The organism is Thermodesulfobium narugense DSM 14796 (assembly GCF_000212395.1).
Classification (GTDB): Bacteria; Thermodesulfobiota; Thermodesulfobiia; order Thermodesulfobiales; family Thermodesulfobiaceae; genus Thermodesulfobium; species Thermodesulfobium narugense.
The window spans coordinates 1,139,051-1,155,022 of the sequence record NC_015499.1 but is presented as its reverse complement, the minus strand read 5'-3'; the positions used below and the strand labels follow the sequence as shown (position 1 = coordinate 1,155,022).

The 15,972-nt window shown below is 32.9% G+C and carries 12 protein-coding genes; 6 read left to right on the top strand and 6 right to left on the bottom strand.

Annotated elements, in window-relative coordinates; genetic code table 11:
• The first annotated feature begins 69 nt into the window (after nucleotides 1-69).
• From THENA_RS05750 to selA, 6 genes are all read left to right on the top strand, one after another.
• Entirely contained in the window at nucleotides 70-636 is a 567-nt protein-coding gene (locus THENA_RS05750) for a TetR/AcrR family transcriptional regulator (protein ID WP_013756466.1), read from the top strand.
• Nucleotides 633-1,967: a TolC family protein gene (locus THENA_RS05745; protein ID WP_013756465.1), complete on the top strand. Its 1,335-nt coding sequence runs from the start codon at nucleotides 633-635 to the stop codon at nucleotides 1,965-1,967. The genes THENA_RS05750 and THENA_RS05745 overlap by 4 nt, the downstream gene beginning before the upstream one ends.
• Before the next feature lie 2 nt (nucleotides 1,968-1,969).
• Nucleotides 1,970-3,142 (top strand): efflux RND transporter periplasmic adaptor subunit, encoded by a 1,173-nt coding sequence (locus tag THENA_RS05740; protein ID WP_013756464.1) that lies wholly within the window; start codon nucleotides 1,970-1,972, stop codon nucleotides 3,140-3,142.
• Nucleotides 3,143-3,145: 3 nt separating this feature from the next.
• Nucleotides 3,146-6,268, top strand: a complete 3,123-nt coding sequence (locus THENA_RS05735; RefSeq protein ID WP_013756463.1) for an efflux RND transporter permease subunit — start codon at nucleotides 3,146-3,148, stop codon at nucleotides 6,266-6,268.
• Nucleotides 6,269-6,331: 63 nt separating this feature from the next.
• Entirely contained in the window at nucleotides 6,332-6,856 is a 525-nt protein-coding gene (locus THENA_RS05730; RefSeq protein ID WP_013756462.1) for a hypothetical protein, read from the top strand.
• A gap of 7 nt (nucleotides 6,857-6,863) precedes the next feature.
• Entirely contained in the window at nucleotides 6,864-8,210 is a 1,347-nt protein-coding gene (gene selA / locus THENA_RS05725; RefSeq protein WP_013756461.1) for an L-seryl-tRNA(Sec) selenium transferase, read from the top strand.
• Nucleotides 8,211-8,392: 182 nt separating this feature from the next.
• Here selA and THENA_RS05720 read toward each other — a convergent pair whose 3' ends face one another.
• The 6 genes from THENA_RS05720 to THENA_RS05695 form a co-directional block, all read right to left on the bottom strand.
• The gene (locus THENA_RS05720) at nucleotides 8,393-9,838 is read right to left on the bottom strand and encodes an NAD(P)/FAD-dependent oxidoreductase (RefSeq protein ID WP_013756459.1); all 1,446 of its coding nucleotides are present in this window, start codon (nucleotides 9,836-9,838) and stop codon (nucleotides 8,393-8,395) included.
• Nucleotides 9,839-9,940: 102 nt separating this feature from the next.
• Nucleotides 9,941-11,056, bottom strand: a complete 1,116-nt coding sequence (locus tag THENA_RS05715; protein ID WP_013756458.1) for a hypothetical protein — start codon at nucleotides 11,054-11,056, stop codon at nucleotides 9,941-9,943.
• A gap of 509 nt (nucleotides 11,057-11,565) precedes the next feature.
• Entirely contained in the window at nucleotides 11,566-11,994 is a 429-nt protein-coding gene (gene nifU, locus THENA_RS05710) for a Fe-S cluster assembly scaffold protein NifU (protein ID WP_013756457.1), read from the bottom strand.
• Nucleotides 11,976-13,184 (bottom strand): cysteine desulfurase NifS, encoded by a 1,209-nt coding sequence (nifS, locus tag THENA_RS05705; RefSeq protein WP_013756456.1) that lies wholly within the window; start codon nucleotides 13,182-13,184, stop codon nucleotides 11,976-11,978. Before nifS ends, nifU begins: the two co-directional genes overlap by 19 nt.
• Nucleotides 13,185-13,298: 114 nt before the next feature.
• Nucleotides 13,299-14,993, bottom strand: coding sequence for an ABC transporter ATP-binding protein (locus THENA_RS05700; RefSeq protein ID WP_013756455.1), 1,695 nt, complete (start codon nucleotides 14,991-14,993; stop codon nucleotides 13,299-13,301).
• Nucleotides 14,994-15,941, bottom strand: coding sequence for a hypothetical protein (locus THENA_RS05695; RefSeq protein ID WP_013756454.1), 948 nt, complete (start codon nucleotides 15,939-15,941; stop codon nucleotides 14,994-14,996).
• Between the last annotated feature and the right edge of the window lie 31 nt (nucleotides 15,942-15,972).

Below are 15,972 nucleotides of genomic sequence, written 5' to 3'. Positions count from 1 at the left end.
ATATTTACAAAACAATTTTTGTGGTTTAAAATTTAAGAAACTGACTGATTGGTCATAGTATGGAGATATATGAGTATAGAAGATAAAATCTTAAAAGTTTCACTTGAGTATTTTTCCCAAAAAGGATATTCTCAAGTCAGAATAAGTGATATTGCTAAAGAAGCAGATATAGGGAAGGGTACAGTATATCTGTACTTTAATTCCAAAAGAGATTTGTTTTACTCGACTATAGAGTATGCCTTTAGAAAATTGTCAGAAATACTTTGGTCAGATAAAGATTTTAAGAGCATACTGAGCCTGAGAGCTTTTGTATATGATTATTTTGATAACTGGGAGCTTGCAAGTAAATTGGGCAGTTTAGTCTTGGATGGCCTTTCGCTTGGTGACAAGACTTTCTATAGTGAGCTAAGGAGCATGAGGGATAAGTATATAATAGAAGACCTAGATAAGATTGTAAGAAATCTTACAAAGGCAAATATAATTAGGGAAATTAATGAAAGGGTGATTTCGCTGTTTATATGGGGAAATCTTGTATTTTTTACAACTTTAGTCTTGAAAGGGGAAGAGATCAAATTGGACAAGAAGGAAATATGGCAAATGATTTTTTCAGGTTTGACTTCGGGGTTGATTAAATGAGAATAAAAATTACTTATTTTACTTTATTTGTTTTATTTTTTGTTTTCGTATCTCTTCCTGGCGTTGCACAATCAAAAGAAGAAGTTTTGGAATATAAACCTACTAATCCTCAAGAATTAAGCTTAACACTTGACAAAGCAATAGAACTTGCAAAAAACTATAGTCCTTTGTTAAAAATGGATAGAGAAAAAATTGGAAATGCAAGGATGCAGGCGCACGAAGTGTCTGGTTACCTTGTTCCCCATCTAAATTGGCAATCAACCTATACTGAGTTAAAAAGTGCTCCTGCCATTATGGTTCCAGGAATAGGCAAGGTTCCGACAGGTTATAAAACTACTTATGATCATAGGGCTGTTTTAACATATGAGTTTGACGTCTGGAGGAAAATTTGGGAACAAAGATCTGCTGCGTGGCTAAACGTAAGAGAAGCTGAGGAAAATTATAGAAGTGCAGTTCAAGATTTGACATATCAGGTTACAAAAGCCTACTTTCAATGTTTGCAAGCAGAAGACAACGTAGCCTCTCAAGAAGCAGATCTAAAGCAGATTGAAGAACAACTAAGGGTTACTCAAGCTATGTATAATGCTGGAACAGCGGCTAAAATAGATGTATTACGAGTTCAGGTAGCTTTAGCTCAAATAAAGCAAAATTTGCTTGATGCTAAAAACCAAAGAGATCTAGCTTATTCTTCTTTAAATAACCTTATAGGATATCCAATGAATACAAAATTAATTCTAGCAAAGGATCAGGATGTGCCTAACATAACTGGCAGTGTGGACGATTTAACAGCAAAGGCCGTTTCTTTTAGACCTGATCTTAGGGCTGCAAGGTTTGCTGCAGAGGCTGCAAAGAAGCTTATATGGGTAGCAAAGACCAAAAGACTTCCTGATTTTACTGTTACCGCATATAAAGAATGGGTAGATAATCACTTTTTCCCCAATAATCAGGATTGGGGTGCAGTGGTAGAGATGACTATACCAATTTATAATGGCGGCGTTATTAGAAGTCAAATCCAACAGGCAATAATAGCGTATAGAACACAAGAAGACTATGAAAAACAAATTTTCGATCAAGTTAAGCTGGATGTGAAACAAGCAATTCTAAACCTTTTGTCTGCAAAACAAAGAATTGATACTATTGCTCAATCTGTATCAGAAGCTGAGGAAAGCTTGAGATTAGCAAGAGTTAGATATCAAGCAGGTGTAAACACTATTTCAGAGGTGTTGGATGCAGAGGCTCAACTTTCAACTTCTCAAACTCAATATGCTCAAGCCAAATTCGACTATCAGGTTGCAAAGGCAGCTTTGTATAAGGCAATTGGATTAGATTAGATATGTTAAAAAATATGTTAAAAAATATTTCTAAAAGAAAAGTTTTAATAGCATCTTTGGTTATTGGCATTCTTATAGTTTTAGGCTTAACCCTTAGCCTTCTCAACAAGAGGAATACACCTGTAAGCCAAATGCCAGTAGTTAAGGCAATGAAAGTTATAGTAAGGGACACTGACGTGTATCAGGATTATGTAGGGCAGGTAGAAGCTGTAAACGACGTTCAAATCAGAGCCAAAGTTTCCGGTAATATAGTTGCAAAGTATATAAAGGGCGGTGAAGTAGTTAAGAAAGGTCAACCTCTATTTCAAATTGATAAAAGAACCTATGAAGCCGCTGTTCTTCAGGCAAAAGCACAGTTGGCACAGGCAATTGCAAATTATGAGAATGCAAAGCTTGATGCTGATAGATATAAAATTCTTGCTGCTCAGGATGCTGTTCCTCAACAGACTTCAGATACTGCCACATCAATTGCCAAGCAAGATTATCAAATCGTGGAAGCAATGAGAGCAAATCTGAAGCAGGCTGAAGATAATTTGAGTGATACGTTAATTGTTGCACCTTTTAGTGGTAAGCTGGGTGTAGGAGATGATTTGAGCTTAGGCGCGTTTGTTACTGCCGGTCAGACTGTGTTGTGTACTTTGTCATCACCTGATCCGATGTATGTATTGTTCAGTATTTCCGAAAATGATTATCTAAATATGATTAAAAATGGCATTGATCCAATTAATAGCGATGTAGGAAAAAATGTTAAACTTGTGCTTTCTGATGGAACAACCTATAAGTATCCTGGGAAAATAACTGAAATAAATAGAGGACTTACTCAGAATACAGGTACCCTTTCAATAAAAGCGCTTTTCCCAAATCCTGATAATATTCTTGTTCCCGGTATGTTTGCCAAGGTAGTTCTTTTGGAGGGACATTTGAAAAATGCTATTCTTGTGCCACAGATGGCAGTTCAGCAAATTCTAGATAAAACTTTTGTCACTATCGTTGACAGTAATAACAAGGCACAAATGATCCCTGTAAAAATGGGACCGAGAATAGGCTCTCTCTGGGTTGTAGAAGAGGGACTCAAGCCTGGCGACAACGTTATTGTTGAAGGGTTCCAGAAGGCTCCTACTGGAACTACTGTTAAGGTCATAGAGGTTACTCCTGAGTCTTTGGGTATAAAGTAATTTATGGCACAATTTTTTATTAAAAACCCAATTTTTGCGATTGTAGTTTCGTTAATAATAGTTCTGGTTGGGCTTCTTGCAATGGTAAATTTGCCAATTGCAGTTTATCCTCAAATTACTCCCCCCCAGGTTAACGTTATAGCAAGTTATCCTGCTGCAAATGCTCAAACAGTAGAACAAACAGTTGCACAGCAGATGGAAGACCAGGTAAATGGTGTTGAGGGCATGGTCTCTATGCTATCCACAAGCACTGATGCTGGGAGTTATACCTTGCAAGTTCAATTCGAGCTTGGTAAAGACCCGGATATAGCTACCGTGCAAACTCAAAATAGAGTAGGTCAGGCATCTCCCCTATTGCCGCCTGAAGTAGTTCAATACGGAATCAATGTAATGAAAGTTACACCTCAAAATGCTCTTGTTTTTTCGCTTTATTCTCCCAAAGGAACATATGATTCTACTTTTCTAGCGAACTATGGGAATATCAATATAGTTCAGCAATTACAAAGGGTAAAGGGTGTTGGTCAGGTAATGATGTATGGATCGCCCTTTGGAATGAGAATTTGGTTAAATCCCGAAAAAATGGCTCAATTAGGTATAACTACAACGGACGTTTATAACGCAATAAAGGAGCAAAACGTTCAAGCAGCATCAGGTACTATAGGTCAAATGCCAATACCTGCTGATCAGACGTTTCAATATATTACTAGGGTAAAGGGTAGATTAAGTACTCCTCAAGAATTTGAAAATATTATAGTAAGAGCTAATCCTGATGGTTCCATTGTGAGGTTGGGGGATATTGCTCGAGTTAACTTAGGTGGTAGATTCTATGTTTATAACTCAACTATGAATGGGTATAATGCGGCATCTTTTGGAGTGCAGCTAACTCCTGATGCAGATGCTTTGAAAACTGTAGATCAGTGTAAGGCAATTATACAAAATGCTTCAAAAAACTTTCCTCCTGATATGAAGTATGAAATTATAGTAGACAATACGCTTTTTATAAGAGAGTCATTGAAAGAGGTCTTAATAACTTTATTTGAAGCTTTGCTTTTGGTTATGGTAGTAATTTTTGTCTTTTTGCATTCTTGGAAAGCGACTCTTATTCCAATGCTTGCTGTGCCAGTATCGTTGATAGGTACCTTCTCTACATTTCTTGTATTTGGCTTTTCTATAAACACACTTACACTTTTTGCTATGGTTTTGGCAATTGGTTTAGTAGTTGACGATGCAATTGTTGTTATTGAGGCGGTTGAACATCATATTAGATATGATAATATGACTCCATTTGAAGCTGCACAAAGAGCTATGAAAGAAGTTTCTGCTGCAATAGTGGCAATTGCTTTTGTTTTGGCTTCTGTTTTTATACCTGTTGCGTTTTTTGGGGGAACCATGGGAGTTTTATATAAGCAATTTGCATTGACTATAACTGTTTCAATGATACTTTCTGTTGTTGTAGCACTTTCTCTTACACCTACGTTGTGTGCAAGGATACTCACACCTTACGATCCAAACAAACACAAAGGCTTGCTTGCTAAGTTTTTTGACAAATTTAATGAGGTCTTCGAAAAAATTATTTCTAAATACTCTCAAATAGTTTATAAATTGGTAAGAAAAGCCAAATGGGGCTTGATATTTATTTTACTACTAACTGCTGTTACATTTTTTATTGTTTCCAAGCTTCCAACTTCTTTTGTTCCAGATGAGGATCAGGGTTATCTTATTGCAGCAATTTCACTGCCGGAAGGCACAAGTTTGAACGTCACTTCTAATGAAATAAATGAGATAGGTCAAGTAATTAGACAAATTCCCGGCGTCTATGCTGTTACATGTGTCAACGGCATAAACTTTTTGACTTTTGCTGCTGATTCAAGTACGGGAATTATTTTCATAAGACTTAAACCCTGGGATGAAAGAACAACACAACAGTTATCTGCACAAAGCATTTTAAGACAAATATTTATTAAGTCTCAACAATTTCCTAATGCAACAGTTTTGCCACTGCTGCCCTCCTCTTTACCTGGAATTGGGACAAGAGGTGGTTTTACTATAATGCTTGAGGATAGAGGCGGAGAAGCAAGTTTTCAAGAAATGGATAATATTTCTAAAGAATTTATTAATGAAGCAAAAAAGATGCCTGCAATTGGAACAATTTATTCAACGTTTAATGCAAATACGCCTGGCTATACCTATAACATTGATAGAGACAAAGTAAAAAAGTTAGGTATCCCTCTTACTGATGTTTTCAATACAATGCAAACTTTTTATGGAGGTCTTGAGGTTAACGATATAAATCTGTATGGAAAGACTTATAAAGTAACCATGCAAGCCTTGCCTCAATTTAGGACTAATCCCGATGATATAAAATTTTTTTATGTGAGAAATTCCGAGGGTAAAATGATACCTTTAAGTACTCTTGCAACTGCAAAACTTACAGATGCTCCATCGGTAATACAAAGATTTGATGATTATAGGGCAATTCAAATTGGTGGCAATCCCGCTCCCGGCTATAGCTCAGGTCAGGCTATGCAAGCTTTGGTTGAGGTGGCTCATAAAGTTTTGCCTCCAACTTTCTCTTATGATTGGGCAGATTTAAGCTTGGAGGAACAAAAATCTGGCCAAAAAGCTCCTATTCTTTTTGCCTTATCTTTAATTTTTGCATTTTTGTGTCTTGCGGCTTTGTATGAGAGTTGGTTTGTTCCTATAAGTGTAATATTGTCGGTACCCACTGCGATGTTTGGTGCAACTTTCTTCCAATACATAAGGCATCTTAATAATAACGTGTATATGCAAATTGGACTTGTAATGCTCATTGGTCTTGCTGCCAAAAATGCAATTTTGATAATCCAGTTTTCAAGGCTGAGAGAAGAGGCTGGAATGAGCCAGATTGAGGCTATTGTAGAAGCTGCAAAGGTAAGGTTAAGGCCAATTCTTATGACCTCTTTTGCTTTTATTTTTGGTTGTTTACCCCTAGCAATTGCATCTGGTGCAGGTTCTGGTGCAAGAATTGCTATGGGTACTTCTGTAGTAGGCGGCATGCTAACTGGTACTTTTATAGGTGTGTTTATAATTCCAGTCTTATATATAGCTGTGGAAAAGGTAGCTTATAAGATCTTCAGAAGAAAATAGATTTTAGTTATAATTTCAAAGTAATATTAAATTTAGTAATAATTTAGAGGGAGATGTAGAATTTTGGCTTTTTTAGAATTTACTTTTAGAAATAATATTGGCTCTTTTCCAGTAATACATGAAGTTTTTGAAATATTTAGAGTAAAAGATAACAATTTTGTACGATTTCCAAATTACAGGGTTTTGCAGCTTTCAAGTATTGATGATGATTTGGAAAGTATAAAGGTCTCGCCCTTTTTTTCAATACTTTTTGGTTCAGGAAAAACTTTTATTTCAAAGGGAATAAAATTTGATGTCAAGGAAGTAAGTTTTTACAATATGTCAAGGAATTTATTTTCCTTAAGGGATATTTTAGAAAATATTGATTTGTGCACATTTTATTATAGAGATCTTTCTATGAACTTAAAAGATTTTCTTTCTAAACTCGATTCGGATTTTTTTATCGAAAAACACATTGACGTTCGTTGTTTGTATCTCTTTGATCTCTCTGAAAGTTTATTTTCTCCTTTGCAGAAGGAAGAAATAATTTTTGAAAATAAATTGGGCAATTTTAGGTTTGAATGTAAATTTAATAATTTATTCAGGTAGATAAAAGATGGATTTTTCTCAACTTCCTTCTATATCCTATATTCTTGAGGAAATAAAAAAAAGCGATATTAATGTCCCCCATGACTTGTGTGTATTGATCAGTCAAAGAGAAGTTGAAAGAGCAAGAGAAGATATTAAAAGCGGTAAAGAAATTAAGAGAGATAAGATTATAGAAAATGTAAAGATAAGGTTAAATTTTTTTAATAAATCTGTTTTAAGAAAGGTTATTAATGCTACAGGGATTATTGTGCATACCAATCTTGGCAGGTCTCCTATAAGTGATCTGGTTGCTAAAGAAGTGGTAGAAATAGCTACTAATTATTCTAATCTTGAATACGATCTTTTCAATAACAAAAGAGGAAGAAGAGATTCGTTAATTAGAGAAATACTTATGGCTCTTACTGGTTCTGAAGATGCAACGGTTGTAAATAATAATGCTGCGGCTGTTTATATAGTTTTAAATACTCTTCTTAATAGAAAAGAAGTATTAATATCTAGATCTGAACTTATAGAAATTGGAGGTTCTTTCAGAATTCCAGATGTTATAACCTCTTCTGGTGCAATTCTTAAGGAAGTAGGAACAACTAATAAAACTCATTTGAGAGATTATGAAAACAACATTAGCGAATTAACGGGAGCAATTATGAAAGCTCATCAAAGCAATTTTTATCAGGAAGGATTTGTTAAAAGCGTAGAAATTGATGAATTATCATCTCTTGCAAAGAAAAAAAACTTATTGCTTTTTGAAGACTTAGGGAGTGGTTGTCTAGTTGATTTAAGAAAATACGGCTTAAATTACGAACCGACTGTGCAGGAAAGCATTCAAAAAGGGGTAGATATTGTAAGTTTTTCTGGAGACAAGCTTCTAGGAGCAGGGCAATGTGGAATAATTTTAGGTAAAAATGAACTAATTGAGAAAATTAGAAAAAATCCTCTAATGAGAGTTCTGAGAGTTGATAAAATGACTTTATGTGCGCTTGAGGGGACATTAAGACTTTATCTGGAAAAAAGGCACGAAGAAATACCTGTTTATAGAATGCTTTCAAAAACAATTAACGAAATGATGCAAGATGCAAAATATATTCTGAACAACGTTAACAACAAAAATCTTGCCTTAGAAGTTCTTGAAAGTGAGGGAAGATTAGGAGGAGGGTCTACCCCTAGAAGTTCTTTTAAGACTATAGGCCTTGGTATTAAGCATAACATTTTATCTACAAAAGATGTGGAAACTTTTTTGTCAAGAAGGAATACCCCTATAGTAGGCAGGGTATTAAATGACTATTATTTTCTGGATATGAAAACAGTATATTCTAAAGACCTTGATATTATTTTACAGGCTTTAAATGAGATGTAATGTCGGTACTTTAGCCTCTATGTGATCTCAACAGCATAAGGGTCATTTTAAAGTTGATAATCATAAATTTAATTAATTGCCAAAAGAAGAAAGTTCTCAAGAATTTTGTAAACCATAAAGGTTTTGATGCAAAAAACGCTTGCTCATAAGGCTTTCTATTTTCTACCATCTTAAACACCTCGCTATTCAGGGATTATATACCAAAATGGGTTTAGCTTTGCCTTGTATATGAAGGCATAATGTAAAAGAAGTTTAATCCAGTGCCCAGCTAGACCTATATCACCAAAGGTAAAGTTAAGGTCTCTACCATATTCAGGAAACCTTTTGAAGTCTGGAACAATGGGATAGACAATAATTGATACGGCTGTTCCAGAAAAAAGACCAGTTCCTGTAGAGGCTACACATGCAGCACCTAATTTTGCCATACTTGCAGTATGTAGGGGCCTATCTTTTCCTTTTAACAGGTTGGATATACTTTGTGCTACGGCCTTTCCCATCATTGCTGAAGGCATTCCAGTTCTGGGAGCTGTGGGAGAAATTGTTGTTTTATTAGGACTTTGCATTGGTTTGCTAATTGGATGAGGTGGTGCAAAGGCAATTCCTATTGCAAAAATATTTTTATATGTTGGGTTTTGAAGGGTTTTGGGCCAATCTTCTGCATCCCATTCCGAATATGGTTTAGGATTATAGTTTCCATCTACTTTCATAAATCCATTAGGTAAAAACAAAGAACTGGTTATATCTTCTTCCTTTTTATTAAAAGCTTTTAGTCCTACACCAGCAAAAGGTGGTATTAACATTGCGAAATCAAATTCTTGCTCGTGGAATGTGCCATCAAGGGTTTCATATTTTATCTTATTTTTTCCAACTTCTAGTGGATGAGCCCTTTTAATCCAAAAAATCTCTCTTTCGGCAAAAAGTGATTCTGTAAAAGTTTTGCTGTGAGCAATATAACCACCATATTTCAAATGCAGACCGCCCATTCCGAAATCACCGAGTTCGTATTCATTGGTCATGTAAATTATTTTTGCTCTATCTCTAACCTTTTCTCTTTTTAGTTTTGATTCTACATTAAAAAGGTATTCGAAAGCTGCTCCCTGACATGTAGCCATTCCATGTCCAACTCCTATAACGATGGTTTTGTTTTTTCCATTTTTCATATCTTTAATTAAAGAGCTAAGGTTTTCCCACGCTTGAACAGCGTGTGAAGCAGAACATATTGACTGAGAGTTCCTGGAAGGACCTAAGCCTTCTGTAGCATCAAAATTTAGTTTTGGACCAGTTGCGTTTATTAAATAATCATATTCAATATTTTTTTCTTCTTTAGAATTCATATCTTCTACTACCACAAATGGGGAGGAAATATATTTGTTCCCTTCTGGATAAATTTTGGTTGCTTTTGCATTAACAAAATCTATACCTGCTTTTTTATAAATTGGCTCTAAATCAAATAACACCTGTTCGGGTTTCATATCACCTACCCCTACCCATACATTGGAGGGAATCCAATTATATTTTTTCGTTGGGGATACTACAATAATTTGGTGTTCTTTACTTAAATATTTTCTTAAAAAACACGAAGCGGTGTGCCCAGATATTCCAGCTCCCAGAACTACAATTTTTGACATTTAAGGATCCCACCTTTAAAAAAAAAATATTTATAATATTATATATTAAAAATTAAGTTTTGATTATAAAAATAATTATTATGATTTGTTTATAGTTTATATTTATTTTACAAGAACTTTCCAAAAATAAACTGTAAATAAAAATGCAGCTAAAAGGGCAAACCAATAGTTAAAAATTCCAAAAGGTACTAAGAGGGTTAGTAAAAACCAATGTATTATTATGTTTGTGTTATTTTTGAATATATTATTAACATATAATTTTCGAATTATTACAATTAAGCCAGAGAGAGACCATCCGTAAAGGGCTAAATAGCCATGTATTTGGAGCAAAAAGCTTTTTAAAACCTGATAACTTTGGGTATCAGGATAAGAAAATTGTAAGTATATCATTAAAACTCCTGTAATAGAAGTTATAGTTAAAAACAATAAACCAGATAACAAAAATTTTTTATTTTCTAAATATTGAGAATTTTTTATAAATAAATAAAATGTAAAAAATATATATATTATTAATATACTAGCGCAAACTAATTCTCCAATAACTATTTTAAAAATTATGAACACGAAAAATATAATAACACCAAGATTAACCAACCAGAAACCAACTTCTTTTTGTAACCTAAGGCTCGTAGTGCTGTTACTATCTATCAGATTGTAAATAATTGAAAAAATTATTAAAGATAACGGAAAAGAAAAACCTAAATAAAAATAATTTAATGGCAATATATCTGGAGATATTATTTTAATAAAATAATTATTTAAAATTGTTAATTGGGCAAGGAAAATTCCGATCGAAAGACAAAGTATGGAAGCAAGATGAAATTTTTTGCCAACGCTGACTTTATAATCAAAGAAAGCATTGGGAAATATGCCAAAATATTTGATTCTTACTCTTTCAACTATAACAATTAAGAGAATTCCAGAAATTAATGAAATCGTATAAAGATTTAAAAATGCGCTCAAAGCGTAAATAAAAGATGTGATTAAATAAAGCCAGGTGCTTTTTGAAAAGTTAATTTCTTTCTTTGTAAACCATAATATTGTGGTTCCTCCAGCAATTAAATTGAAGAAAAATATGTGAAGTCTTTGAATTTGAAAAGAAGTTGAAGATGCCCAGATAAGTAAATCTTTCTGATTAGGAAAAATTGAGCCTGCGAAACCAAGAATAAAACCGATAGAAATAATAGAAAAAATTGTTAATTTTTCGTAATTAGTCAATTTATCCTCTAAATTGTTTATTGTATGGTCAATTTTAACACAAAAATTAATTAAATTTATTAGATCAAGTCCAATTTTTTCTGTAAATTAGCCCTCTGACATAATTACGGCTTGTTTCAAAATTATAAATCTTACCTATGCCAATATTCATCCATATCAAAGTACTTATTACCAGTAGACCACGATTCATCTTGCTCCATAAAAATCTGACTAGCTTTGTTCTGATTCACTAAGGTAATATTATATATTTAGTTATCGTCCCCTCCGATATTTTTTTTGTTTAGCTAACTTATATTCTATCAGAGGACGATGGCCTTCTATTTTTCTTTATTGATAATCATTTCACTTTTACAGAAAATTCTGTACGTTACTAAACTGAACTACTATCAGAAACTCAAAAGTGTTTCTAATGAAGCTTGAGCATACAACTCTTTATGTTAAATAACCACCCCAAAATTCTTGATAATATGAATCTAAGGGTGGTTATTTGATTCTATATAATCAAAATTTTAATTATTACATTGATGTTCCTTTATTACTTCAGCATGCGTTCTTTCTTCCCACAATTCAAGGTTGTGAGATTTACGGTAATCGTTAATAGCTTTGTGTATAGCTTCCTCGGCCAAAACACTGCAATGCATTTTTATAGGCGGCAAACCATCCAACGCTTCAGCAACAGCTTTGTTTGTAATTTTCCAAGCCTCTTCAAGAGTTTTACCTTTTATCAATTCACTTGCAATACTTGAAGAAGCAATTGCTGATGCACAACCATAAGTTTCATATTTTACGTCCTCAATTATATTGTCTTTGACCTTTATGTACACTTTCATAATGTCACCACATCTAGGATTGCCAACCTCACCAATTCCATCAGCATCAGAGATAATACCTACATTTCTTGGATTTCTAAAATGATCCATTACCTTTTCGCTGTACATGATATTTTTTCCTCCTTCCTAACAATTTCACTCCATATAGGAGACATAGCCCTTCTTTTTTCTATAATTTTTGGCAATATTTCTAAAACATAATCCACATCTTCTTCTGTGGTATTCAAACCTAGGGTTAACCTTATTGAACCATGTGCTAACTCATGAGATAACCCAATCGAAAGAAGAACATGTGAAGGCTCTAGAGAACCCGATGCGCAAGCACTTCCTGTAGAAACAAATACTCCTGCATCGTCTAAATCAAAAAGCAGCGTTTCGCCTTCAACACCAAGAAAACTAATATTCACGTTGTTAGGCAATCTTAAATTTCCTGTTGGACCATTTAGTTTTGTATTTGAAACCTTATTTAAAATGCCATCAATCAATTTATCTCTTAAAGCAGTTAGGCGCTTAATCTCAAAATTTTGTTCGCTTTGTGCAATTTCAATAGCCTTGCCCAAACCAACAATTCCTGGCACATTTTCTGTGCTTGCCCTTTTCCCCTTTTCTTGAGCTCCGCCATGAATAAGATTTTCTATTTTTACTCCTTTTTTTACATAAAGAACCCCTACACCCTTTGGGCCATAAAACTTGTGACCAGACATAGACAATAAATCTATATTCATCGATTCAACGTCTATTGGTAAATGTCCCACCACCTGAACCGCGTCAGTATGAAAGTAAACCCCCTTTTCTTTGCATAATTTTCCAATTTCAGATATAGGCTCAATAGTGCCAATCTCATTGTTAGCAAACATTATGGAAACGAGAATAGTTTTATCCGTAATGGCATTTCTCAAATCTTCTAATTTTATAAAACCATCAGAGTCTACAGGCAAATAAGTTACAGTAAAGCCATTTTTTTCCAAAAATTTAGCAGCATTTAATACAGCATGATGTTCAATTTGAGATGTTATAATATGATTTCCCTTATCTTTATTGGCAAAAGCTATTCCCTTGATTGCCCAATTGTCGCTTTCAGAACCTCCTGAAGTGAAATAAATTTCTTCCTCCTTAGAATTTATAACACTAGCAACCCTTTGTCTGGCCAACTTAATTGCCTTCTTAGAATCTTCAGCAAAAGAATATAAGGATGAAGGATTAGAATAATAGTCCTTAAAATAAGGTAATATCTCATCTAAAACTTCTTGTCTTACAAAGGTAGTAGCTGCATAATCCATATAAATAGATTTTTTCATCTTAATTCCTCCTTAATGCTTATTTTAAAAAGTTTGCTTAATTTCTATTTTTCAAAATAGTTTACTAATTTACTCAACTTTTATTGTATAAAAATTTATCATTTTAGTCAACTATTAAATTTTTAAACTTGATTTATCAGCTTTTAAAATTTTCCCCTCTTTTATTAACAAAACGTAATCGCAATACTTTAAATTCTCAAGCCTATGAGTAGCATAAAGAATAGTCTTATCTTCAAATTTTTTCATAATTCTTTCAAAAATCTTATCTTGAGTATCTTTGTCAATAGCAGAAGTAGCTTCATCAAAAATAAACACGTCAGCATCTGTAAGCAGCGCACGTGCAAGAGATATTCTTTGTTTCTCACCTTCAGACAACTTTGCGCCCTTTTCCCCAACTTGTGTATCCAAATGATCTGGCAAATTTCTTACAAAACTGTCCAAACAAACAATTTCCAAGATCTCATCTAAGTCATATCTTGTCCCACTTTTATTCGAATAGTTTATATTTTCAAAAATAGTTCCATTGAATATTATTGGCCTTTGAGTTACCAGGCAAATATTCTCTCTAAGAGATTTTATCTTTATGTCCTTAATATTAAGGTTGTTGATTAATATTTCTCCAATCGAAGGTTCAATAATTCTAACTATTAAAGATGCAATTGTAGTTTTTCCAGATCCAGATTTGCCCAGCAAAGCAACTTTTTCATGACGAAGGATTTTAAAATTAGCGTTATTAATTATATATTTTTTTGAATCGAAGGAAAAATAAACGTTTTTAAATTCAATGTTTTCTATAGAGTTATCCTTTATTACTTTTCTGCCATCTACAATTATTTCTTTTTCGTTTAATAAAGATAAAATTCTTTTAATTCCAGATTGTGATTCGTAATACAAGCTAATACTCTGTGAAATATTATTAATAGGTCCATATAAAGATTCTAAATAAGAAATAAAAATTATTAAATCTCCTATTGTTAACTCACTATTCAAAACCTGCCTAACTCCAATCCAAAGTATTAAAGAAGTTCCAAGAGCAATCAAAACGTTAACTACCCATGCATGAATTGTTTCAAAAAGGTTAAGTTGAAGATTGGATTTTAAGGCTTCACGACCTGTAACTTCTAGTTTTTTATGCTCTATATCCTCCATATTAAAGAGTCTAATAACAAAAATATTATTTAAATAATTTTCAATTGCAGAAAGCAATCTACTTTCCTTTTCTCTTAAATTATTTGAGATTTTATAAATACTTTTATTCAGGAAAGAAATAGAAATAAACAAAAATGGAATGGTTAATAAGAAAACAAACAATAATTTTTTATTAATTTGGAATATTACTATAAATATTCCAATAAGAAGTATAGTAGAAGAAAAAAGCGGAAACATTATTTTCGTTGCAACAATTTGGATAGCTTGAGTATCATTTATAGCTCTGTATATAAGATCTCCAACAGATTTTTTATTAAAGTAAGACATTTGAACTTTCTGCAGTTTTCGAAAAACATCAATTCTAATATCGTTCAGTATTTTATTACCAAAAGACATTTTAGTTATATTGTTTGCTAATACAAAAGCCCCTAATAAAAAGTATATTAAAACAAATGCTATACAAAGAGCAAAAAGTTGAAAATCAATAGGAAGATGATCTATATGGAAAAGGGGAAGGTTTTTCTCTTCTACAATATAATCAAATATATACTTTATAGGCCATGGTTTAAGAAGTTGAAATACTTGAATAATAACAATTTGAAGAAATATAAAAAAAATAATCTTTTTATATCTAAGAAAATATTTAGAGACTTCTATCATCTATCTTAAGTAGGGTATACTATAAACAGGCGTGTCAGGAGATATCTCATTGATGACTTTATCTAACAACTTATTTTTTCGTTCAGAATCTAACCATGCCCATTGGCCATTAGGATTTATTTCTAAAAAGTAATATTTATTATTATTGTACAAAAAATCAAACCTACCAAAGTGAAGTTTCAAATCCATCATAAAAGAAAAAATAGAATTTCTCATATAATCAGGAAGTTTGTGTTCAGCCCACATATCAGTAGTAACATCAACCGATAACTCTCTCCAGTCAATAGTTTTATCAAGAAAAACAGTCCTATCAAGCTCAAAAGCAAAAATCTCATCTCTTACAAAAACAACTGTAATATCCTTTTGAGAATGAATATATTCCTGAACAAACCATGGACAACTAATATCCAACTCTTCCTGTTTTACTTTTGTAGCAAAAATAACTGATCCATCATCAAAAATTGGTTCTGATGTTAAGCTTTTAATAATCACTTCACCCTTTGTACTTAATAACTTATCAATACCATATCTAAAAATAAATTTAGGCACATTAAAATATTTTTTTGCACATCTTAGCTGAACAAATTTTCCTACTCTATAGTCCACAAGGGGCTCGACCAAAACGATCTTCTCTTCAGACCAGAGAAGGTTAATCATTTCTCTCATCACATACCAGACTTCTTTCTCGTAATATATTTCTTCAGTCGGTAAATTTTCTTCAGGAAAGATATCCTTCACTTTTAGAGGTTTTCTATATAATACCTTTTTTATTTCTTTATTTGTAATGCTTCTCCCTGTAGGATCTTCAATTCTAAATGAATTTTCATCTATAAAAATTTTATAATCCTTATAAATATCAGTATTAAATCTAAAAACTTTATCTGACCCAATATAATAAACCAAAAGATCTACTGTTGTATCATATGTGGTAGAAAATATAAATAACAACTAGATCCCCTTTCTTAAAAAAGTCCACGTC

Excerpts from the sequence above, each read along its gene's own strand:
- THENA_RS05700 (WP_013756455.1), bottom strand. The coding sequence starts at position 14,993 with ATGATAGAAGTCTCTAAATATTTTCTTAGATATAAAAAGATTATTTTT.
- THENA_RS05740 (WP_013756464.1), top strand. The coding sequence starts at position 1,970 with ATGTTAAAAAATATGTTAAAAAATATTTCTAAAAGAAAAGTTTTAATA.
- selA (WP_013756461.1), top strand. The coding sequence starts at position 6,864 with ATGGATTTTTCTCAACTTCCTTCTATATCCTATATTCTTGAGGAAATA.
- THENA_RS05750 (WP_013756466.1), top strand. The coding sequence starts at position 70 with ATGAGTATAGAAGATAAAATCTTAAAAGTTTCACTTGAGTATTTTTCC.
- nifS (WP_013756456.1), bottom strand. The coding sequence starts at position 13,184 with ATGAAAAAATCTATTTATATGGATTATGCAGCTACTACCTTTGTAAGA.
- THENA_RS05720 (WP_013756459.1), bottom strand. The coding sequence starts at position 9,838 with ATGTCAAAAATTGTAGTTCTGGGAGCTGGAATATCTGGGCACACCGCT.
- THENA_RS05745 (WP_013756465.1), top strand. The coding sequence starts at position 633 with ATGAGAATAAAAATTACTTATTTTACTTTATTTGTTTTATTTTTTGTT.
- nifU (WP_013756457.1), bottom strand. The coding sequence starts at position 11,994 with ATGTACAGCGAAAAGGTAATGGATCATTTTAGAAATCCAAGAAATGTA.
- THENA_RS05735 (WP_013756463.1), top strand. The coding sequence starts at position 3,146 with ATGGCACAATTTTTTATTAAAAACCCAATTTTTGCGATTGTAGTTTCG.